20 protein-coding genes and 2 tRNA genes are annotated in these 18,397 nt (G+C 59.8%); 10 read left to right on the top strand and 12 right to left on the bottom strand.

The window, feature by feature from the left end; genetic code table 11:
- Positions 1 to 34 precede the first annotated feature (34 nt).
- From G5154_RS05125 to tsaA, 6 genes are all read right to left on the bottom strand, one after another.
- Positions 35 to 283, bottom strand: a complete 249-nt coding sequence (locus G5154_RS05125) for a DUF3297 family protein (protein ID WP_005347440.1) — start codon at positions 281 to 283, stop codon at positions 35 to 37.
- A gap of 206 nt (positions 284 to 489) precedes the next feature.
- Positions 490 to 978, bottom strand: coding sequence for a TIGR00645 family protein (locus G5154_RS05120; RefSeq protein ID WP_216978340.1), 489 nt, complete (start codon positions 976 to 978; stop codon positions 490 to 492).
- A 182-nt stretch (positions 979 to 1,160) separates the two neighbouring features.
- Positions 1,161 to 2,543: an ATP-binding protein gene (locus tag G5154_RS05115; RefSeq protein WP_005347433.1), complete on the bottom strand. Its 1,383-nt coding sequence runs from the start codon at positions 2,541 to 2,543 to the stop codon at positions 1,161 to 1,163.
- The gene (locus tag G5154_RS05110; RefSeq protein ID WP_041234484.1) at positions 2,543 to 3,217 is read right to left on the bottom strand and encodes a response regulator; all 675 of its coding nucleotides are present in this window, start codon (positions 3,215 to 3,217) and stop codon (positions 2,543 to 2,545) included. The genes G5154_RS05115 and G5154_RS05110 overlap by 1 nt, the downstream gene beginning before the upstream one ends.
- Before the next feature lie 230 nt (positions 3,218 to 3,447).
- Positions 3,448 to 3,996 carry a cytochrome b gene (locus tag G5154_RS05105; RefSeq protein WP_216978342.1) on the bottom strand — a complete coding sequence of 183 codons (549 nt, stop codon included), beginning with the start codon at positions 3,994 to 3,996 and terminating at the stop codon, positions 3,448 to 3,450.
- 288 nt (positions 3,997 to 4,284) lie between these two features.
- Positions 4,285 to 4,989, bottom strand: coding sequence for a tRNA (N6-threonylcarbamoyladenosine(37)-N6)-methyltransferase TrmO (tsaA, locus tag G5154_RS05100; RefSeq protein ID WP_421244345.1), 705 nt, complete (start codon positions 4,987 to 4,989; stop codon positions 4,285 to 4,287).
- A 213-nt stretch (positions 4,990 to 5,202) separates the two neighbouring features.
- Here tsaA and G5154_RS05095 point away from each other — a divergent pair, with 213 nt between their 5' ends.
- Positions 5,203 to 6,201 carry an NAD-dependent epimerase/dehydratase family protein gene (locus tag G5154_RS05095; RefSeq protein ID WP_216978344.1) on the top strand — a complete coding sequence of 333 codons (999 nt, stop codon included), beginning with the start codon at positions 5,203 to 5,205 and terminating at the stop codon, positions 6,199 to 6,201.
- Between the two features lie 158 nt (positions 6,202 to 6,359).
- On the opposite strand, the gene G5154_RS05090 is transcribed toward G5154_RS05095, so the two are convergent.
- From G5154_RS05090 to cydD, 4 genes are all read right to left on the bottom strand, one after another.
- Positions 6,360 to 6,746 carry a DUF488 domain-containing protein gene (locus G5154_RS05090; RefSeq protein ID WP_421250453.1) on the bottom strand — a complete coding sequence of 129 codons (387 nt, stop codon included), beginning with the start codon at positions 6,744 to 6,746 and terminating at the stop codon, positions 6,360 to 6,362.
- Between the two features lie 9 nt (positions 6,747 to 6,755).
- The gene (rcsF, locus tag G5154_RS05085; protein ID WP_101529794.1) at positions 6,756 to 7,127 is read right to left on the bottom strand and encodes an Rcs stress response system protein RcsF; all 372 of its coding nucleotides are present in this window, start codon (positions 7,125 to 7,127) and stop codon (positions 6,756 to 6,758) included.
- Between the two features lie 163 nt (positions 7,128 to 7,290).
- A complete protein-coding gene (gene cydC, locus G5154_RS05080; protein WP_216978345.1) occupies positions 7,291 to 9,021 on the bottom strand; it encodes a heme ABC transporter ATP-binding protein/permease CydC in 1,731 nt (576 codons plus the stop codon).
- A complete protein-coding gene (cydD, locus tag G5154_RS05075) occupies positions 9,014 to 10,783 on the bottom strand; it encodes a heme ABC transporter permease/ATP-binding protein CydD (RefSeq protein ID WP_216978346.1) in 1,770 nt (589 codons plus the stop codon). The genes cydC and cydD overlap by 8 nt, the downstream gene beginning before the upstream one ends.
- A 201-nt stretch (positions 10,784 to 10,984) precedes the next feature.
- Here cydD and G5154_RS05070 point away from each other — a divergent pair.
- Both G5154_RS05070 and G5154_RS05065 read left to right on the top strand, forming a co-directional pair.
- A tRNA-Gly gene (locus G5154_RS05070) sits at positions 10,985 to 11,058 on the top strand.
- Between the two features lie 15 nt (positions 11,059 to 11,073).
- Positions 11,074 to 11,148: transfer RNA gene (locus tag G5154_RS05065), tRNA-Gly, on the top strand.
- Positions 11,149 to 11,310: 162 nt separating this feature from the next.
- Here the strand turns inward: G5154_RS05065 and arcA are convergent.
- Entirely contained in the window at positions 11,311 to 12,030 is a 720-nt protein-coding gene (gene arcA / locus G5154_RS05060; protein WP_005338193.1) for a two-component system response regulator ArcA, read from the bottom strand.
- 396 nt (positions 12,031 to 12,426) lie between these two features.
- On the opposite strand from arcA, the gene G5154_RS05055 reads away from it, so the two are divergent.
- Together G5154_RS05055 and G5154_RS05050 are read left to right on the top strand one after the other, a co-directional pair.
- Positions 12,427 to 12,834: a DUF3293 domain-containing protein gene (locus tag G5154_RS05055; RefSeq protein WP_216980281.1), complete on the top strand. Its 408-nt coding sequence runs from the start codon at positions 12,427 to 12,429 to the stop codon at positions 12,832 to 12,834.
- Positions 12,835 to 12,876: 42 nt separating this feature from the next.
- Positions 12,877 to 13,356 carry a putative 4-hydroxy-4-methyl-2-oxoglutarate aldolase gene (locus tag G5154_RS05050; RefSeq protein ID WP_421250452.1) on the top strand — a complete coding sequence of 160 codons (480 nt, stop codon included), beginning with the start codon at positions 12,877 to 12,879 and terminating at the stop codon, positions 13,354 to 13,356.
- Between the two features lies 1 nt (position 13,357).
- Here the strand turns inward: G5154_RS05050 and G5154_RS05045 are convergent, their stop codons facing one another.
- Positions 13,358 to 13,837: a hypothetical protein gene (locus G5154_RS05045; protein WP_421244348.1), complete on the bottom strand. Its 480-nt coding sequence runs from the start codon at positions 13,835 to 13,837 to the stop codon at positions 13,358 to 13,360.
- Between the two features lie 157 nt (positions 13,838 to 13,994).
- On the opposite strand from G5154_RS05045, the gene G5154_RS05040 reads away from it, so the two are divergent.
- From G5154_RS05040 to arsB, 5 genes are all read left to right on the top strand, one after another.
- A complete protein-coding gene (locus G5154_RS05040; RefSeq protein WP_203118094.1) occupies positions 13,995 to 14,393 on the top strand; it encodes an META domain-containing protein in 399 nt (132 codons plus the stop codon).
- 238 nt (positions 14,394 to 14,631) lie between these two features.
- Entirely contained in the window at positions 14,632 to 15,000 is a 369-nt protein-coding gene (locus tag G5154_RS05035) for an ArsR/SmtB family transcription factor (RefSeq protein ID WP_042054961.1), read from the top strand.
- 4 nt (positions 15,001 to 15,004) lie between these two features.
- The gene (gene arsD / locus G5154_RS05030; protein WP_139428829.1) at positions 15,005 to 15,373 is read left to right on the top strand and encodes an arsenite efflux transporter metallochaperone ArsD; all 369 of its coding nucleotides are present in this window, start codon (positions 15,005 to 15,007) and stop codon (positions 15,371 to 15,373) included.
- 27 nt (positions 15,374 to 15,400) lie between these two features.
- Positions 15,401 to 17,164, top strand: a complete 1,764-nt coding sequence (arsA, locus tag G5154_RS05025) for an arsenical pump-driving ATPase (protein ID WP_421250451.1) — start codon at positions 15,401 to 15,403, stop codon at positions 17,162 to 17,164.
- Positions 17,165 to 17,273: 109 nt separating this feature from the next.
- Positions 17,274 to 18,338 (top strand): ACR3 family arsenite efflux transporter, encoded by a 1,065-nt coding sequence (gene arsB, locus G5154_RS05020; RefSeq protein WP_421263892.1) that lies wholly within the window; start codon positions 17,274 to 17,276, stop codon positions 18,336 to 18,338.
- The last annotated feature ends 59 nt before the right edge of the window (positions 18,339 to 18,397 follow it).

The raw sequence follows: 18,397 nt of genomic DNA, 5'->3' as shown, positions 1-18,397 counted from the left end.
GGCCTTCTGTTTTACCCGAAGCGGGTGGCTGCGATTAGCTGTAATAAGCTTCGACGGTGCCCTTGAGCTTGATCAGAATGGGCTGACCACGGCGATCCAGCGCCTTGGGGGAGGGGATCTTCACCCAGCCTTCACTGATGCAGTACTCCTCGACATCGGTGCGCTCTTTGCCGTTCAGGCGAATACCGATCGGGTGCTCGAAGCAGGCTGCCACATAGTGAGGGCTGCGGGGATTGCAGGAGAGGTGATCCGGCAGAGCCGGTTTGGTGCTGGTATCGCTCATCGATATAACCCGAAATGAATAAAAAGTGGGTCATTGTAGAGAATGCCGCCATGGCATTCAAGGCGACCACAATACCGGCCAAGGCGGGCGGCCATCTATGTTGGTGACTTGCTTATCCCCGTTGCCAATCCATCCCCTGCTCGGGGCGACCGCTATGCCCGGTCCATGTCGTGTTATCGGGCATAGCGTCTATTACAGGCTGACTTCTATTTGCGGGTCAGCTTGTCGAGGTAGCCCATGGCGAAGGCCGAGAGGACAAAGGTGATGTGGATCAGCAGGTACCACTTGATCTTGTCATTGGGGAGGTTCTCGGCATTCATAAACACCTTGAGCAGGTGAATGGAGGAGATGGCGACAATGGAGGCGGCGACCTTGTTTTTCAGGGAGCCGGCATCGAGCTTGCCGAGCCACACCAGTTTGTCGTTCTCATCCCCTACATCGAGACGCGAGACGAAGTTCTCATAGCCGGAAAACATCACCATCACGATAAGTCCCCCTACCAGGGTGATATCGATCAGCGACAGTGTGACCAGCACCAGATCTACCTCTTTCATCTCCAGTATGTTGGGCAGGATATGGAGGATCTCCTGAAAGAATTTCACTCCCAGTGCCAGCAGTATGAGGCTGAGCCCAAGATAGATGGGGGCCATGATCCAGCGGGATGCGTACATCAATCTTTCAAACATGTTTTCCATAGTGCGATTAAAGATCCATCAAATGGTTAACAAACGAGTCGGCCATAGCTTAACCGAGATGCATCACATCTCAAGTATCTCGATAGCATATTGCTGAATTGGGTGGTGTCAGGCGGGATTTTTAACCCCGGTTAGGGTGATGTAGCGGGAGGCTGAGGGGCCGTGGTCGGGCCTATCCGGTGTCAGGGAAGATCCAGGGTAAAGCGGGCACCGCCGAGGGGAGATTCATCGACCCGGATCTGGCCGCCGTAGCTGTGAACGATCTCGGTCACCACCGCCAGACCGATGCCCTGGCCGGGCGAGCTGTCAGCGCGCACGCCACGCTGAAAGATCTGCTCCGATTTGGCCGGATCGATGCCCGGGCCATCATCTTCTACCTCGATGCGTAACCGGTCGAGATGGCGGCGTACCGTCACCTTCACTTCGCTGATGGCAAACTTGCAGGCATTGTCGAGCAGGTTGCCCATCAGTTCCATCAGGTCGCCCTGTTCGCCGTGGAAGAGGGCATCATCATCGAACAGGAAGTGGGTCTGCAGCTTCTTGTGGCGATAGACCTTGGCCAGACTGGCCAGCAGTTTTTCAATCAGCGGAACTGGTTCGGTGCCTTTGCTGGCGAGGCGCTGGCGGCCAGTAACTGCTCGTCTGAGCTGGTACTGGATCATCTGATCCATGGTGAGGATCTGCTCATTGATGTTGTCGTGGAGTTCCCGCCCCAGCTGCATTTCACGGGTGGTGATCTGGATCAGCGCCAGCCGTGTTTTCAGGCTATGAGCGAGATCGTTAAGGGCATGCTGGTAGCGCTGGGTCTGCTGGCGTTCGTTCTCCAGCAACTGGTTGATGGAGTCGGTCAGCGGGGCCAACTCCCGTTCAAAATCATGGGCGATCTCATCCCGCTTGCCTGCCCGGATATCGTCGATTTGATGGGCGATGGTGCGCAGTGAGCTGAGGCTCCAGAAGGTGGTAAGCAGCAACAGCCCGGCCAGCAGCAGATAGGCGAGCAGTGCCTGTTTGGCCGTCTGGTAGAGATAGGCGCGGGACTCTTCGTGATAGCGTTTGGCCGAGTCGATCATCACCACGTAGTAAGCGGTGGTGCCATTGCCGGGGTTGCGGATAAAACGCAGGCTGTAGACGAAGTAGCTTTCGCCGTTCTTGATAGTGTGTTTTTTGAAAAAGTAGTCCAGATCCATACCGCCCAGATACTTCATCAACTCTCTGCAGATGGTCTGCTTGGAGCTAATGACCTCCGGCATATGAAGACTTGACCAAATCATCTCGCCATCGGCACGACAGATCAGCGTATCGAGATTGCTGTTACTGACCTGGCGGGAGATACGGCCGATCTCGGTGGCTTCGCTGTTGACCGGCTTGGTGGAGGAGAAAAGCTTGGCCAGGTTCTCCTGCATGCCGGCGCTCGCCTTCTGACTCTGCTCCTCCATGTGGCCGAGGTAGAGGGCGTAGACGGCAAACCCCATGATCAGTGCGATCACCAGCAGCGAGCTGAGCAGCAGTTTGATGTGCAGGGAGCTGCGGATCATCTTGACTGGGCGTGGCAGATGAAACTGCATCAGCTACAGGAGAGGTTGAAGATGTAACCTTGACGCCTGATGGTCGAGATGGGTTGAATCGTCCCTTCCGGATCCAGCTTTTTACGCAGGCGGCTCACCATCACCTCTATGGTGTTGGGATCCCCTTCTCCATCGCCGTATAGCTGGTCAAGCAGTTGCTGCTTGGAGACCACCTGACGGGCGTTGCGCATCAGGTACTCCAGAATGAGGTACTCAAAGCTGGTGAGCACAGCCACTTCACCAGCGATAGTCAGCTCCTTGCGGGAGAGATCAAGCTCGTAATCACCGGCCTTCACCTTGGGGGAAATAAAACCCGCGCTTCGGCGCATCAGGGCATTGAGGCGGGCCAGCAACTCATCTTTCTGGAACGGTTTAACCAGATAGTCATCAGCTCCAGCCTCCAGTCCTTCGACCTTGTCCTGCCAGTTGCCACGGGCTGTCAACACAATGATGGGGAAGGGGATCTGCCGCTCGCGCAGTTGGCGGATCAACTGCAAACCATCCATATCGGGCAGACCGAGATCGATGATCGCCACATCAATGGGGTAGTCGGCGGCATAGTGCAGCGCAATTCCGGCCTGATCGGTACTGTAGACCTGGTTGTTTGCTTCGGTCAGCAGAGAGGAGAGGTGGTGATTGAGCAGCTTGTCGTCTTCGACCAACAGAATTTTCATGATGTGAACGGTCATAGGGGTCCAGACTGTCAATTAGAAAGTGTATGTCGCTTTGAGTCAATTCGAATCCTATCGTGCAGCTCCTGTATCGGGACTGAATCATAAGGCGTTCTGCTTGTAGAGACCTGTCAGAGGCGTGAGCAGTGGGTCGCTTCAGAGACACCAGTCTTGTCACGTTCAAAAAACAGAAGGGGCAATGTGCGCCCCTTCTGTTTTTGTTCTGCTGCTTGTTAGCTGCGGCGCGGCGGCAGCATATTGGTGAGGGTGTTGTCTTTGAGAATATGGTGGTGATAGAGGGCGGCCACTGTGTGCAGGCCGATCAGGGCGTAACCGATATTGCCCAAGGTTTCGTGCACCTCCTTGATCAGCCCCTTGATATCCGGACTGGGGGAGATCAGGGCTGGCAGCTCGAGCCCGAAGAAGGGGATAGGCTTGCCTGCGGCGCTCAGCAGCAGCCAGCCAAACAGCGGGGTGAGAATGAGAAAACCGTAGAGGGCAAGGTGGGCCAGTTTTGCCAGCTTGTGCATGAGCGGGGAGAGCTCGGGCACGATACGGGGCGTCGGGCTTATCCAGCGAAGGGCCAGTCTTACAAAGACCAGGGCGAAGATAAGCAGCCCCAGCATAAAGTGCCACTCCTTCATCAGATCCCGACCCGGGTCCCCTTTGGGGAAGATATCGCGAAATTCGATCAGGGCGTAGACGGCGATCATGGCCCACAGGGTCAGCCAGTGCAGCCCGATATTCAGGGTGCCATAACGTTGTTCACTGTTCATCAGCATAGGTTTGTTCCTTCGAAGTGCTGTCACATCCGTTTGGCATCCCCGCACTCAAACGTGTCGGGGCGAGGCCAGATCCTTTGGCGGCAATAGCAGAGCTACCATGCTTGCCATACATCGATAGCCTGCTTCTGACATCAGTCAGAGAGGAGATGCCCTCTGCTGTCTGCATGGTATCACTGGCAACCGGGTGGATAGTCTGATCAATGCCACACAATTTACAGGCTCATTAAGCCCCTTGTGACGTGAAGAAGGCGTGAAATAGCATCAGCGATGTCGGCCCGCCCAGGTTCAGGCGGGCTCGATGGCCACTACCAGACACGCGGGTTCGTTGATGCAAAAACGGACGTTGCAGTCAAACAGCCGCACCCCGTACTCCTTCTCATCGGGCTTGCCCTTCTTGTAGGCGGGGCGCGGATCTTGCGCCAGCACTTCGCTCACCAGCTGGCGCAGCTCGGGGTGGGCCTTGAGCCAGGGTTGCAACTGTTGTTCGGCCTCGGCACTGAAACTCACCGCCAGCGGCGGGGTGGGCGCATCGGGGGCAAAGCCGCCACGGGCATCCGGCAGGCTGTCGGCATAGGGAATATAGGGTTTGATATCGACGATGGGGGTGCCATCGAGCAGATCCACCGCTCCCAGCTCCAGCCACAACTTGCCCCGTTCGCGACCTACCCCGTGCAGCTCGACCACCGAGAGCCCTAGCGGATTGGGGCGGAAAGTGGAGCGAGTGGCAAAGACGCCGACCCGTTCGTTGCCGCCAAGGCGCGGCGGGCGCACCGTCGGGTGCCAGCCCTGCGCCATGGTCTGGTGAAACACGAAGCTGAGCCACAGATGGGAGAACTGCTCGATGCCGCGCAGCACATCCGGCTGATCGTAAGGGGGAAGCAGCTCGAGGCGGGCGCGGGCCGATTTGACCAGTCCGGGCTGGCGGGGGATGGCGAACTTCTCCTTGTAGGGAGAGCGGATGATCCCGAGGGTGTCGATTTCGAACTTCATGGCGGATCCTGACTGAAAACCCCGGCAATTTAGCACAGACGGCCCCAAAACGCAGGTTTGGCCTCATTACGCCCTTTTCTGCGGCGCTGCCGTGATCCCTGTCCCATCCCGGCCAGTCGGGGGCTGTGCCTGCGCGCCGAGTTGCGTAGGGTGGAGGCAACTGGCGTGTCAGGATGAAATGTGCGCACTCGCGCCGAAGGGGGAGGGAGAGGGATGAAACTGCTGATTATCGGTGGCACCGGCTTTTTGGGGCGCCACCTCACCGCGCTGGCACTGGATTGGGGCCATGAAGTGACCCTGTTCAACCGTGGCCTGCACCAGCATCCGGACTGGCGCGATCTGGTGCAGCTCACCGGCGACAGGGACAAGAACCTGAGCCCCCTGCAAGGGGCCGGGTTGCAGTGGGATCTCGTCATCGACACCTGCTGCTATCGCCCCGAGCAGGCGGCGAGCCTCTCGGCGGCTTTGCTCGGGTGCTGCGCACGGCTCATCTTTATCTCCACCATCAGCGTCTATCGCGATTTCTCAATGCCCGGAATGGATGAGTCGGCGCCCCTGCACCCTATCCCCGAAGGGGAAATGTCCACTGACTATGGCCCGCTCAAGGTGTTGTGCGAGGCCGAGTATCGCGCCCGCTGGGGTGAGCGGCTTTGCATCCTGCGCCCGGGCGTGCTCTGTGGCCCCCATGATCCCACCGGTCGCATGGCCTGGTGGATTAAGCGGGTGCAGCAGGGCGGGCCCTGGTTGTTACCGGGCTGTGGCGAGGATCGCTTGCAGTATCTCGATGTGCGCGACTGCGCCGAGTTTGTGCTGCGCGCGGCCGAGCAGCAGTTGGGGGGCACATTCAACTTGCTCAAACCCGGCATTACCCTCTGCGACTGGCTGGAGCGGTTGAGCGCCCGGTTGCCGCCAGCCAGACCCATTCAGCCCGAATGGTTGCCCTGGCCCACCCTGATGGCGGCCGGTATCGAGCCCTGGCAGAGCTATCCCGCCCTGCTGCCCTGCGCGCAGGCGGAGTTTGCCGGTTATGGCTCTATAAGCGCTGAGGCGGCCATTGTCCACGGGTTGAACTTCCGGCCGCTGGAGGAGACCGTCGCCGACCTTGCCCACTGGCTGGCCATCGAGCCTGCCACCGGGGTGGCGGAGAATGCCATGACTCAGGCCGAGGAGAGCTTGCTGCGTCAGCAGTTTCTGGAACCCAGTCTGCATTAGGAGGGGGCATCGGAGCCGCTGCTGCCGAGCGTGGTACGGCAGGTGCGAATACAACGAGAGAGGGCATCCCGCGGGATGCCCTCTCTGTCTATCCATGCCTGATGGTTGCCGAGTACAGGCTGACGCGATTCCCCATCGTATTGCTGTCGCTCACCGAGTTAGCGAATGGCGGCCCCCGCAGCTACCAGCAGCTCTTTCAAAATGGCGCGATGGCAGCGGGATTCCTGCTCGCAGTAGCAGCCCACCGACAGATTGGTGGTGTGGGAGAGGGCGGCCAGCAGCGCCAGATCGTGCCTGGCGGCAGGTTGCGTCATCTCTGCCTTGTACTGTTTGCCAAACGCCGTCCACTGGGCGGGCGTCTCGGCTGCCTGCCCCAACTTCATGGTCTCGCTGCTGGGCGCCAGGTTGGGGAACCAGACATCATACCAATGCTGGCTGGCAAATTCGCTCTTGGGGACGCCGCGGGGCGGGCGGCGCACCGTGCCGATCCGCAGTCCCTCATCGGGCAGGCGCGGGCTGCCAAGGCGAACGATAGCAAGGGCCATGACAGCGGGTTACTTCTCTTCGGCCACTTTCAGCGCCTGCCCGTAGCAGATCACCTGTTTCAGGCAGCCCGGGGTGTCGCTGAATTCGGCGCATTTGTCGATGGTGACGCCGTTGCCACCCATGTCTGCCGCGCGGCGACGGGCCTGGGTGCGCGCTTCACCGGCGTTGGGCACCGGCTGGTTGGCATCGGCCTGGCAGGATTCACCCTCGATGGTGCCGAGGTAGAGGTAGTTGAGGTCAGCCAGCTCATCCTGTTCATAGATGCGCACGCTACCGGGTTTGAAGTATTCGTCGAAGTTCTCTTTATCCAGATTGCTGTTGAAGGCGTAGTTGGCACAGCCGGAAGCAATCAGGGGCATCATCAGGATCAGGCGTTTCATCGTCTCGTATCTTGTGTCGGTGATGAGGACAGTAGAAATGCGCGGGCGCTCCATGTCGGCATCTTGTTGAATAATGAGGGGGACATTATAGGGGCCAGCCGCCTGCGGCGACCAGCCCCGTTTTGCGCCCTGTTGTCAGGGTGTGACCCCCATCAGCCTGATATCAAACCGGAGCCAGTCGCTGATAGAGGCTGCGGTAGTAATCATCCCCCAGCAGCTCGTTGTGAGGGGCGCAGAGGCGGATCTGTCCCTCTTCCATCAGGGCAATCCGATCCATCTGTTCCATCCCCAGCAGGCGGTGGGAGATAAGCAGCAAGGTGCGATCAGCCCCGAGCCGGAACAGCAGATCCATGATCTCCCGCTCGGTCTGACTGTCGAGCCCTTCGGTCGGCTCGTCCAGCAGCCAGAGCGGCGCATCGTGCAGCAGGGCGCGGGCGATGCCGATACGGCGACGCTCACCACCGGAGAGGGGGCGGCCGCCGTCACCGAGCCAGGCGTCGAGGCCCGCCTCATCTTCCAGCAGATTGGCCAGTCCGACCTGGGTCAGCACCGCAATCAGCTGCTCGTCAGTGGCGGTCGGGGCGGCCAGTTTGAGGTTGCCCCGCAGGGTATCGGCAAACAGATGCACCCGCTGGCTCACCACCGAGATGGAGGCGCGCAGCGCCCCTTCGCTGTAGTCGGTGAGCGGCTTGCCACCCAGCAGGATCTTGCCAGCCTGCGGGCTCCACTCCCGGGTCAGCAGCCCCATCAGGGTCGATTTGCCGCAGCCGGTCTGGCCCAGCAGCGCCAGCTTTTCACCGGCGTGCAGTTGCAGGGTGCAGCCACGCAGTACCGGCTGGGGGTTGCCCGGGTAGCCAAAATAGAGGTCATTGATCTGCAGCGCGCCAGCGGTGGCATGGGTCTGCTCGTCGCCCCACACAGGGGCTTTTGCCTCTTGCAGGATCTCGTTCAGGCGGCGTGCCGAGGTGAGGCTGGTGGAGAGGTGCTGGAAAGCCCCCGCCAGCGGCATCAGAGCCTCGAAGCTTGCCAGGGTGGCAAAGACCATCAGTGCTGTGATGGGGTCGGGCGCCGCACCCGCTACCCCATGACCGGCCAGCCAGAGCATCAGGGTCAGGGTCCAGCCGCTCAGCAGTTGCACCGAGAAGTTGGCCAGCCCGCTCACCTTGGCCATCCGGGCCTGCGCGACGAGCAGCGTCTGTTCGGCCTGTTGCAGCTCAACCAGCGCCTTGGGGGCGGCGGCAAACATCTGCAGCTCGGCCTGACCATCCAGATAGTCCACCATCCGGGTACGCAGGGTCGATTTTTCGGCAATCAGCGCCTGACCGGGGCGACGGCCGAGGAAGTAGAACACCAGCGGCAGGGCAATCATGCCAAACAGCAGAATGGCCCCCAGGGTGAGGGCGAGACGGCTGTCGAAAAACGACAGGAAGAAGACCAGTCCGGCGGTGCTGAGCAGGGCCGCGCCTATGGGGGTGATCAGCCGCAGATAGACGTGGTCCATCGCATCGATGTCTGCCACCAGTCGGTTGAGCAGATCCGCCTGACGGAAACCGGCCAGGGTGCCGGTGGAGAGCGGCGAGAGTTTTTGCCAGAACCAGACCCGCAGTCGGGTCAGTACCCGGAAGGTGGCGTCGTGGCTTACGACCCGCTCACCCCAGCGACCGGCAGTGCGGACGATGGAGAAGAAGCGCACTCCGCCTGCAGGGGTCATGTAGTTAAAGGCATGGGTCGTCGCAACTGTCATCCCCGCCACGGCGGCGGCGGAGAGGAACCAGCCGGAGAGGGAGAGCAGCCCCATGCCAGCGGCCAGGGTCACCAGCGCCAGCAGCAAACCAATGGTGAGGCTGAGCCAGTGTTGGCGATAGAGGCGCAGAAACGGCAACAGATCACTCATCGAGAGAACCTCCGGAACGTTGGGAGAGCAGGCGGGCAAAAGGCCCATCCGCCTGACTCAATTGTTGGAAGCTGCCTTGCTCCACCAGCTGGCCGCGGGCCAGCACCATTATCTTGTCCATCTTGGTAAGCTGGTCGAGACGGTGGGTGATCATCAGCAGGGTCTGGCCAGCCATCGCCTGCTCGAGGGTGGTCATGATGGCGCGTTCGGAGTGGCGATCCAGACTGGCGGTCGGTTCGTCGAGCACCATCAGCTGGGTCGATTTGAGCAGGGTGCGCGCCAGTGCGAGGCGCTGGGCCTGACCGACCGAGAGGCCGCCCGCCTGATCGCCGACCGGATAGTCGAGCCCCTTCTCCATGGCAAATTCCCACGCTTGTGCCCGTTTCAGGGCATCTTCCAGCTCGGCATCGCTGGCCGTTGGCTTGGCCAGCAGCAGGTTGTCGCGCAAGGAGGCGTGGAACAGCTGCGGGTTTTGCGAGAGCCAGCCCAGTTGCAGGCGCCACTGGCTCATGTCGAGGGTGGCAAGCTCCTGACCATTTACCTTGAGCTCGCCACGATAGGGGGCAAAGCCGAGCAGGGCGTTGACCAGCGAGCTCTTGCCTGCGCCGCTGACGCCGATGAGGGCGGTGCGCGAACCGGCTTCCAGGGTGAAGTCGATGGGGCCGACCAGCACCTTGCCTTCGGCGCTCAGCACTTCAAGGGCTTTAGCTTCTACCTTGACCGGGCTGTCGGCATGGAACGGCGCTGTGCCTGCGGCCGGCTCGCTCACCTCGGCTTCTAGGAATTCCAGCAACTGCTCGGCAGCGCCGATAGCCTGCGCCTTGGCGTGGTAGTGGGCACCCAGTTCCCGCAGCGGGGCGTAGAACTCGGGGGCGAGAAACAGCACGAACAGGCCGGTAAAGAGGGTGACCTTGACCCCATAGCTACCAAAGTTCAGATGGTCGATATAAGAGAAGCCGAAGTAGACGGCGACTAGTGCCACTGAAATGGCGGCGAAGAACTCCAGCACGGCGGTGCTCAAAAACGCCAGGCGCAGCACTTCCATGGTGCGCTCGCGAAAATCTTCCGAGGCGTCGCGAATGGCGTCACCTTCTGCCTGGGTACGCATAAAGAGTTGCAGGGTGCGCAGCCCCTTCAGCCGATCGAGGAAGTGGCCGGAGAGACGGGCCAGCGCCTGAAAGTTGCGGCGGTTGGCATCGGCGGCGCCCACACCTACCAGGATCATAAAGATGGGGATGAGGGGCGCAGTGCCCAGCAGGATCAGGCCCGCCGCCCAGTTGACCGGGAACACGGCCACCAGAATGACCACCGGAATAAAGACGGCGATGGCCATCTGCGGCAGATAGCGGGAGAAGAAATCCTGCATATTTTCAATCTGTTCCAGCAGCAGGCTGGCCCAGCTACCGGCCGGACGGCGCTGGATATAGGCAGGGCCGAGACGACTCAAGCGAGTGAGCACCAGCTGGCGGATGGTCTGGCGCACCGCGCTGCCCGCCTTGAAACTGGCCACTTCCCGGCCATAGGCCAGCGCCGCTTTGCCAAGCGTCACCAGCAGCAGGGTAATAAAGAGCGTGATGGATTGCTCAGGCGTTGAGCCTTCGATGATAAAGCTGTGCAACAGGGTCGCCAGCAGCCAGGCTTGCGCCACCATCAGAATGCCCTGGCCAAGGCCAAAAGCGATGGATATCGTGATCCAGCGGCGACCGTGACTCGATTGCTTGCGCAACCAGCCATAGAGACGTTTTTGCGTTTTTTTATCCATTACCACCATCCTCGCGTCGAGTGGCGCAAGACTATCCTTGCCGTTTGGCCTTGGCAACCTTGTAAATTATCTGTGTTGAAAATGTTTGATTGAAAAAGCAACCGTCTGTTCAATCCTTGTCCGAACAGATTGATTTATTGAAAAAAGTGGCAGAGGCGCCATTGCGCTCGGCGGCAAAATGCATATAGTAGGAGCCCTGACGCGGGTGTAGTTCAATGGTAGAACGGTAGCTTCCCAAGCTGCATACGTGGGTTCGATTCCCATCACCCGCTCCAAATTTCAGATGCCAGGCGGGCATCGTATAATGGCTATTACCTCAGCCTTCCAAGCTGATGATGCGGGTTCGATTCCCGCTGCCCGCTCCAGCTTCAAAACAAAAAGCCCACTCGCAGGAGTGGGCTTTTTGTTTCTCATCTATCTTGTACGCCGTGTGATGTCAGGCTCATCGTTTCTCAGCTTTTAAGGCAAATCGCAGAGACAGAAAAGGCGCCCGAGGCGCCTTTTCAGATCAACAGCGTCGCGGGAGCTTATTCCTGCTCCAGCTCACCACAGAAACGATAGCCTTCGCCGTGGATGGTGGCGATGATCTCCGGAGTATCGTTGACGCTTTCGAAGTGCTTGCGAATGCGACGGATGGTCACATCGACGGTACGGTCGTGGGGCTTGAGCTCGCGGCCGGTCATCTTCTTCAGCAGCTCTGCACGGGTCTGGATCTGGCCCGGGTTTTCGCAGAAGTGCAGCATGGCGCGGAACTCGGAGCGCGGCAGCTTGAACATGTCGCCAGTGGGGCTGACCAGCGCGCGGCTGTTGATATCCAGCGCCCAGCCGTTGAACAGGTAGCGCTCAACCAGCTTCTTCTCCTCGCCACCGGCAGCCACGTTCATGGTGCGGCTCAGCAGGTTGCGTGCACGGATAGTCAGCTCGCGCGGGTTGAACGGCTTGGTGATGTAATCATCGGCGCCGATCTCCAGACCCAGGATCTTGTCCACTTCGTTGTCACGACCGGTCAGGAACATCAGGGCGATGTTGTCGTTCTCACGCAGCTCACGGGCCAGCAGCAGGCCGTTCTTGCCCGGCAGGTTGATGTCCATGATCACCAGATTGATGGTGTGGGAAGTGAGGGCCTGGTGCATTTCGTCGCCGTTATTGGCTTCGAGCACGATGTAGCCTTCGGCTTCAAAAATGCTTTTCAGGGTATTGCGTGTGACCAGCTCGTCTTCGACGATCAGAATGTGTGGTGTTTGCATGAGTATTCCCAGATTCTTATCAGTTAATTATCTTAAATTTAACACTCTTTGGCGTTTCAAACCGATTTCCTGACTGATCCTGAAAATTAATTACGTCATCCTGGGTATGAGAGTCAGGTCGGAGTATCGCGAATTAGGCATCAGTACCGGCAAATATCCCTGTGCCACTTATAGGTTCCCGACAAGTCTGGTCGAGCAGCGCCTGGAAAGGTCATCCATTACGAAAGTGGCCGCATTTTATCAGTTAACAGGAGCATAACAACACTCTTTGCCGTCAGATAGCAACTTTTTAACTCTGTTTTGATATAGGTCAAACCCAGATACAGCTGCATCATACTTGGCCTGCCCCCCTTTTTATTCACTGAAAAATGTAATGGAATGTAACATGTGATTGACATGAATTTGTGGGAAAACTACAAGAAAATCTGCTTTCTCGCGCCATTTGAGCCACCAATTTGGCCCGAGTTTGCCATTATTACGGCTTGGAACCCGACCAGTCAGCAGGTCTCGGCGCGGCGCAATTCGCGGCGGGAACGTGCGATGTGGCGCCACCTGACCGTTGATTTGCAGGTGCCCGTGGTGGGGCCGTTTTGGGGATCTGACCCGGACGAACGCTGGCAGGAGTCATCGCTGGCGGTGGCGCTATCTCTGCCACAAGCCCGTCAGCTGGCTGCCCGTTTTGGCCAGAACGCCATCTACTGGGTGGAGGATGGCCAGCTCTGGCTGACACCAGTATTGACGGATAAATCAGCCGTTTGCTTGGGCAATATTGAATCCTTCTGGATTGCCAGAAACCTTGCATGATGAAAGAATGAACACCTTCATGTATCTGAAAGGAATCAAATCATGCTGGATCTCCTGCCCGACCTCTGCGATCAACATGGCGACTTGCTGCAAGTGGCCGACCCGGTGTTTCAGGATTTTGGCGGCAAGGCCCTCTTTTATGGTCGCGCCGTAACGCTTTCCTGTTATGAAGACAACAGTCTGGTGCGGGATCTGGTGAGCCGCCCCGGTCACGGCAAGGTGCTGGTGATTGACGGTGGCGGCTCGCTGCGCCGTGCGCTGCTTGGCGATCAACTGGCGGTCAAGGCGGTGGAGCAGGGGTGGGAGGGAATCCTGATCCACGGCGCGGCGCGGGATGTGGGCACTCTGGCGACACTGGCGCTCGGGGTCAAGGCGCTGGCGGCCTGTCCGGTCAAGACCGAGAAGCGGGGATTGGGAGAGCTGGGGGCCGTGGTCAGCTTTGCCGGTGTGACCATCCACGAAGGGGATTACATCTATGCGGATCGCAACGGCGTGGTGGTGAGCGCCACGCCGCTGATCTGATTCAGAAGTTGAAGCCGACTCCCAGGCTAAGCGCCTGATCGGCAGTGATGGCGCTGACGCCGTAGTTGGCGGTGAGGGAGAGTCTGGGGGTCAGCAGCAGGCTGGAGTTGAGCTCCAGCAGGGTGCTGGTCTTGTTGAGATCGAGATGCTTGATCTGGCTGCCGATATTGAATGCCGGAGAGAGCTGGTAGCGTACCCCCGAACTCATATTGAAACCGGATGTGCGATTCTGATCCGCCACCGCCGGGCCCGCTTCCATAAAGAGGGTCACATCATCCACCACCGGATATTGATAGCCGCTATTGACCAGCCAGAGATCAAAACTGTCGCTGTGATGGCTATGGCCATTGAGCAGCACACCCGAGTAACTTTTGACATAGAGAGACGGGTTGGATTGCGGCTGAACCACTGCCCAGTCGGCGGCCTGAACAGCCAAGCTGGCGCAGGTTGCAAGCAGTGTGATGATGAGTGATTTGACCATTCGTTTCCCCTCCCTGGGTCCGGAACTGAGCCTAAGCATGGCACATGCCAGCTGGTAGTAAAGTGAAGGGAGATCACAATAAAATCCTTTGGCATGGGCGCCAGCCATGATAAACAGGCTGCCGTATTGATGGCTCTAATCATTAAGAGGTGAATCCATGAACAAGAAACTGACTCTGCTGGCCGCGCTGGCACTGGGAGGCTGCGCAATGGCAACAGGTTCCAGCATGGCTCAACTGCAAGCATCCGGCTGGCAGCTGCAAGGCGCCACCGGCGATACCTTCACCCTGCAAGTGGTCGACGGCAAGGTGGCGGGCAAGGGCGGCTGCAACCGCTATTTTGGCGGTATCACCAAGCAGGGTGACGGTGTCTTGACGCTGGGCGCCATGGGCTCCACTCGCATGATGTGCATCGGCGACGCCATGAACAAAGAGACCGAGTTCCTGCAAAAGCTGGAGAAGGTGGCAACCTACTCCATCAACGGCAACCAGCTGACTCTGAGCGATGCCAACAAGGCGGCCCTGCTCACCTTCAACGCTGTGCCAGCTGCCAAATAAGGCACGCGTTCGTCTGATTGCCCCGACAGCTCTGACTGTCTGATACACGCCCTCCCTCTGGAGGGCGTTTGTTTATCTGCGATGAACCCTGTGTGGTCGTCCGCTACTGTTGTTCACTCGTCGTCCCCCTTTCTGCCTGTTTGATGCCAGAACCTCATATCTTCGCTTCGGTACGTATCTTGATCATTTCAATAATTCTTGTATAGTTGAAATAAAGGTCGCACCAAGGGGAGTGAAGATGAACAAAGAGATGGCCACCAAGGTCTTTGAATCGCTGGCATCCGGCATCCGGCTCGATGTATGGCGGCTGCTGGTGAAGGCCGGGCTGGAGGGGCGGGTCGCCGGTGAACTGGCCAGCGAGCTCGATATTGCCCCCAATACCCTCTCGTTTCACCTCAAGGCGATGCTCAACACCGGTCTGCTGTCGGTGGAGCAGGAGGGGCGCTTTCTGCGCTACCGCGCCAATATTCCCCTGATGCTGGATGTGATCGCCTACCTTACCGAGGAGTGCTGCGCTGGTCATCCCGAGGCGTGCGGCGTGATGCGTGCCGAGTCAGCCTGCTCTCCCCATGTTCTGCCTGTGCAGCCCTGCTGCAACAAGGAGTAATGCCATGCCCTCCATTCAGATTTTTGATCCCGCCCTCTGCTGCTCCAGCGGTGTCTGCGGTACCGAGGTTGATCAGGCACTGGTCACCTTCGCAGCCGATCTTGCCTGGACCAAGGAGCAGGGGGTTGCCATCGAGCGTTTCAATCTGGCCCAGCAGCCGATGCAATTTGCCGAGACACCTGCCGTCAGCGCTTTTCTGACCCACGCCGGGGAGGAGGGGTTGCCACTGGTGCTGGTGGAAGGGCAGGTGGTGTTGACCGGCCGTTATCCGAGCCGCAGCGAGCTGGCCCGTTATGCCGGGCTGCCTGCGCCACAAGCGGCCATCAAGGGGATCGTCAAGGGCGGCTGCTGCTCCGGCAGCGGTTGCTGCTGAGTCGCGACGCACCATTCGGGAGAGGCTATGTACCATTTTCTGACCAATCCACCGCCGTTTCTCTTTTTCACCGGCAAGGGCGGGGTGGGCAAGACCTCGCTAGCCTGCGCCAGTGCGGTGGCTCTCTGTGATATTGGCAAGCGGGTGCTGCTGGTGAGCACCGACCCTGCCTCCAACGTGGGGCAGGTGTTTGCCACCGAGATCGGCAATCGCGTCACCACCATCGCCGTTGTGTCCGGTTTGTCGGCGCTGGAGATAGATCCCCCCGCGGCGGCCAAAGCTTATCGGGAGCGGATTGTCGGGCCGGTGCGCGGCAAGTTGCCCGAGAGCGTGGTGCGCAGCATCGAGGAGCAGCTCTCCGGCGCCTGCACCACCGAGATCGCCGCCTTTGACGAGTTCACCGCCCTGCTGACCGACCAAACACTGCTGGCCGAGTATGACCATATCGTCTTTGATACGGCCCCAACCGGTCACACCATCCGGCTGCTGCAACTGCCGGGCGCCTGGAGCGAATTTCTGGAGCAGGGCAAGGGGGATGCCTCCTGCCTGGGCCCGCTGGCGGGGTTGGAGAAACAGCGCAGCCAGTATGGCGAGGCGGTCGCCGCCCTAGCGGATGCTGCCCGTACCCGGCTGGTGCTGGTGGCGCGCGCCCAACAATCCACTCTGCGGGAAGTGGCCCGCACCCACGAGGAGCTGGCCGCCATCGGTTTGCTGAACCAGCAACTGGTGATCAATGGCCTCTTCCCCGAAGGCGCCATTGCCGCAGATCCGCTGGCAATGGCGCTCTGGCAGCGTGAGCAACAGGCTCTTGCCCAGATGCCGCAGGGGATCAAGGGGCTGGCGCAGGATCATATCCCGCTGCTGGCCACCAATCTGGTGGGGCTCGACAGTTTGCGCCAGCTGCTGCAATCAGAGGGAACAGCCGTCCAATCTCCGACAGTACAGTCCACTGTCAAGCAAGCCCAGCCCGAGTTGAGTTCGTTGGTAGACGAGCTGGCCGCCGATGGTCACGGCCTTATCATGCTGATGGGCAAGGGCGGGGTGGGCAAAACCACCCTGGCTGCCGCCGTGGCGGTGGAGCTGGCGAGCCGCGGTTTGCCGGTGCACCTCACCACCTCGGATCCCGCTGCGCACCTGAGCGAGACCTTGGCAGCTAGTTTGCCCCATCTGGAGGTGAGCCGCATCGACCCCCACGCCGAGACCGAGCGTTACCGTGCCCAGGTGCTGGCCACCAAGGGGGCGGCCCTGGACGAGCAGGGGAGGGCACTGCTGGAGGAGGACTTGCGCTCCCCCTGTACCGAGGAGATCGCTGTGTTTCAGGCCTTCTCGCGCATCATTCGCGAGGCGGGCAAGCGCTTCGTAGTGATGGATACCGCCCCCACCGGCCACACCCTGCTGCTGCTCGACGCCACCGGCGCCTACCACAGGGAGATCGCTCGCCAGATGGGAAGCAAGGGGCTGCACTTCACCACCCCCATGATGCAGTTGCAGGATCCCAAGCAGACCAAGGTGTTGATTGTGACGCTGCCCGAGCCGACGCCGGTACAGGAGGCGGCCAATCTGCAGGCCGATCTGCGCCGGGCCGGTATCGAGCCCTGGGGCTGGCTCATCAACCACAGCTTGCAGCAAGCCGCGGTCAGCTCGCCGCTGCTGCAACTGCGGGCCGAGCGCCAGTTGCCCCATATCGAGGCGGTCGAGCAGCAACATGCCAGCCGCTACGCCGTGGTGCCGCTGCTCGCCGAGGAGCCAGTGGGGCCCGATGCCCTGCGCCGTCTCTGCCAGCACCATTGAGTCGCCACCCCGGTCTGCTGCCGGGGCGGCTTGAATATGCCGTTACTTGTTATAAACCCGTGTTTTGAACCAATAGAAGATGCGAAATTGCGCCGCATCGGGAGCTGTGATGTCTGCAACATGTGATGCCAAGGCCGTGCCTGCCATCGGCTTTTTTGAACGTTATCTGACCGCCTGGGTCGCCCTCTGCATTCTGGTGGGGATTGGCCTCGGGCAAGGTTTGCCGGATCTCTTCAAGGCGATCGGTGCCATGGAGGTGGCCAAGGTCAACCTGCCGGTGGGGCTGCTGATCTGGGTGATGATCATCCCCATGCTGCTCAAGATCGACTTTGGCGCCCTGCATCAGGTGAAGGGCCACATGAAGGGCATTGGGGTCACCCTCTTTATCAACTGGCTGGTCAAGCCCTTCTCCATGGCCTTCCTCGGCTGGCTCTTTATCCGTGTGCTGTTTGCCGACTGGCTGCCGGCTGATCAGCTCGACAGTTACGTAGCGGGCCTGATCCTGCTGGCGGCGGCCCCCTGCACCGCCATGGTGTTTGTCTGGAGCCGCCTTACCAACGGCGATCCCTACTTCACCCTGTCGCAGGTGGCGGTGAACGACCTCATCATGGTGTTTGCCTTCGCCCCGCTGGTGGCGCTACTGCTCGGGGTCTCCAGCATCATAGTGCCGTGGGATACCCTGCTCACCTCTGTGGTGCTCTACATTGTCATTCCGGTCATCATCGCCCAGCTGCTGCGCAAGGCCTTGCTGAAAAAGGGGGAGGCCCATTTTGACGGCGTCATGACCCGCATCCAGCCTTGGTCGGTGGCGGCCCTGTTGCTCACTCTGGTGCTGCTGTTCGCCTTTCAGGGCAACGCCATCATTGAGCAGCCGCTGGTTATCGCCCTGTTGGCGGTGCCGATCCTGATCCAGGTGCTATTCAACTCTGGCTTGGCTTACTGGCTTAATCGCAAGGTGGGGGAGAAGCACTCGGTCGCCTGTCCTTCCGCCCTGATCGGCGCCTCCAACTTCTTCGAGTTGGCGGTGGCCGCCGCCATCAGCCTGTTCGGCTTTCACTCCGGCGCGGCGCTTGCCACCGTGGTCGGGGTGCTGATCGAGGTGCCGGTCATGCTGCTGGTGGTGCGCATCGGCAACGCCAGCAAACCCTGGTACGAAGCGGGGCTAAGTCGCTAACAGCTGGCCGCCAACTGATGCTATCCATTTTCTATTCACTTGATTAATGAGAGACACGC

Origin of the sequence: Aeromonas sp. 600527 (assembly GCF_049175415.1) — a bacterium.
GTDB lineage: Bacteria > Pseudomonadota > Gammaproteobacteria > Enterobacterales > Aeromonadaceae > Aeromonas > Aeromonas veronii_A.
This window is presented reverse-complemented; position numbering and strand designations above follow the sequence as displayed.

Coding starts and splice junctions, on each gene's coding strand:
- arsD (WP_139428829.1), top strand. CDS start 15,005: ATGCCCTCCATTCAGATTTTTGATCCCGCCCTCTGCTGCTCCAGCGGT.
- tsaA (WP_421244345.1), bottom strand. CDS start 4,989: ATGAAGTTCGAAATCGACACCCTCGGGATCATCCGCTCTCCCTACAAG.
- G5154_RS05110 (WP_041234484.1), bottom strand. CDS start 3,217: ATGAAAATTCTGTTGGTCGAAGACGACAAGCTGCTCAATCACCACCTC.
- rcsF (WP_101529794.1), bottom strand. CDS start 7,127: ATGAAACGCCTGATCCTGATGATGCCCCTGATTGCTTCCGGCTGTGCC.
- G5154_RS05120 (WP_216978340.1), bottom strand. CDS start 978: ATGGAAAACATGTTTGAAAGATTGATGTACGCATCCCGCTGGATCATG.
- G5154_RS05050 (WP_421250452.1), top strand. CDS start 12,877: ATGCTGGATCTCCTGCCCGACCTCTGCGATCAACATGGCGACTTGCTG.
- arsB (WP_421263892.1), top strand. CDS start 17,274: ATGTCTGCAACATGTGATGCCAAGGCCGTGCCTGCCATCGGCTTTTTT.
- cydD (WP_216978346.1), bottom strand. CDS start 10,783: ATGGATAAAAAAACGCAAAAACGTCTCTATGGCTGGTTGCGCAAGCAA.
- G5154_RS05055 (WP_216980281.1), top strand. CDS start 12,427: ATGAATTTGTGGGAAAACTACAAGAAAATCTGCTTTCTCGCGCCATTT.
- arsA (WP_421250451.1), top strand. CDS start 15,401: ATGTACCATTTTCTGACCAATCCACCGCCGTTTCTCTTTTTCACCGGC.
- cydC (WP_216978345.1), bottom strand. CDS start 9,021: ATGAGTGATCTGTTGCCGTTTCTGCGCCTCTATCGCCAACACTGGCTC.
- G5154_RS05035 (WP_042054961.1), top strand. CDS start 14,632: ATGAACAAAGAGATGGCCACCAAGGTCTTTGAATCGCTGGCATCCGGC.
- arcA (WP_005338193.1), bottom strand. CDS start 12,030: ATGCAAACACCACACATTCTGATCGTCGAAGACGAGCTGGTCACACGC.
- G5154_RS05090 (WP_421250453.1), bottom strand. CDS start 6,746: ATGGCCCTTGCTATCGTTCGCCTTGGCAGCCCGCGCCTGCCCGATGAG.
- G5154_RS05095 (WP_216978344.1), top strand. CDS start 5,203: ATGAAACTGCTGATTATCGGTGGCACCGGCTTTTTGGGGCGCCACCTC.
- G5154_RS05105 (WP_216978342.1), bottom strand. CDS start 3,996: ATGCTGATGAACAGTGAACAACGTTATGGCACCCTGAATATCGGGCTG.
- G5154_RS05125 (WP_005347440.1), bottom strand. CDS start 283: ATGAGCGATACCAGCACCAAACCGGCTCTGCCGGATCACCTCTCCTGC.
- G5154_RS05040 (WP_203118094.1), top strand. CDS start 13,995: ATGAACAAGAAACTGACTCTGCTGGCCGCGCTGGCACTGGGAGGCTGC.
- G5154_RS05115 (WP_005347433.1), bottom strand. CDS start 2,543: ATGCAGTTTCATCTGCCACGCCCAGTCAAGATGATCCGCAGCTCCCTG.
- G5154_RS05045 (WP_421244348.1), bottom strand. CDS start 13,837: ATGGTCAAATCACTCATCATCACACTGCTTGCAACCTGCGCCAGCTTG.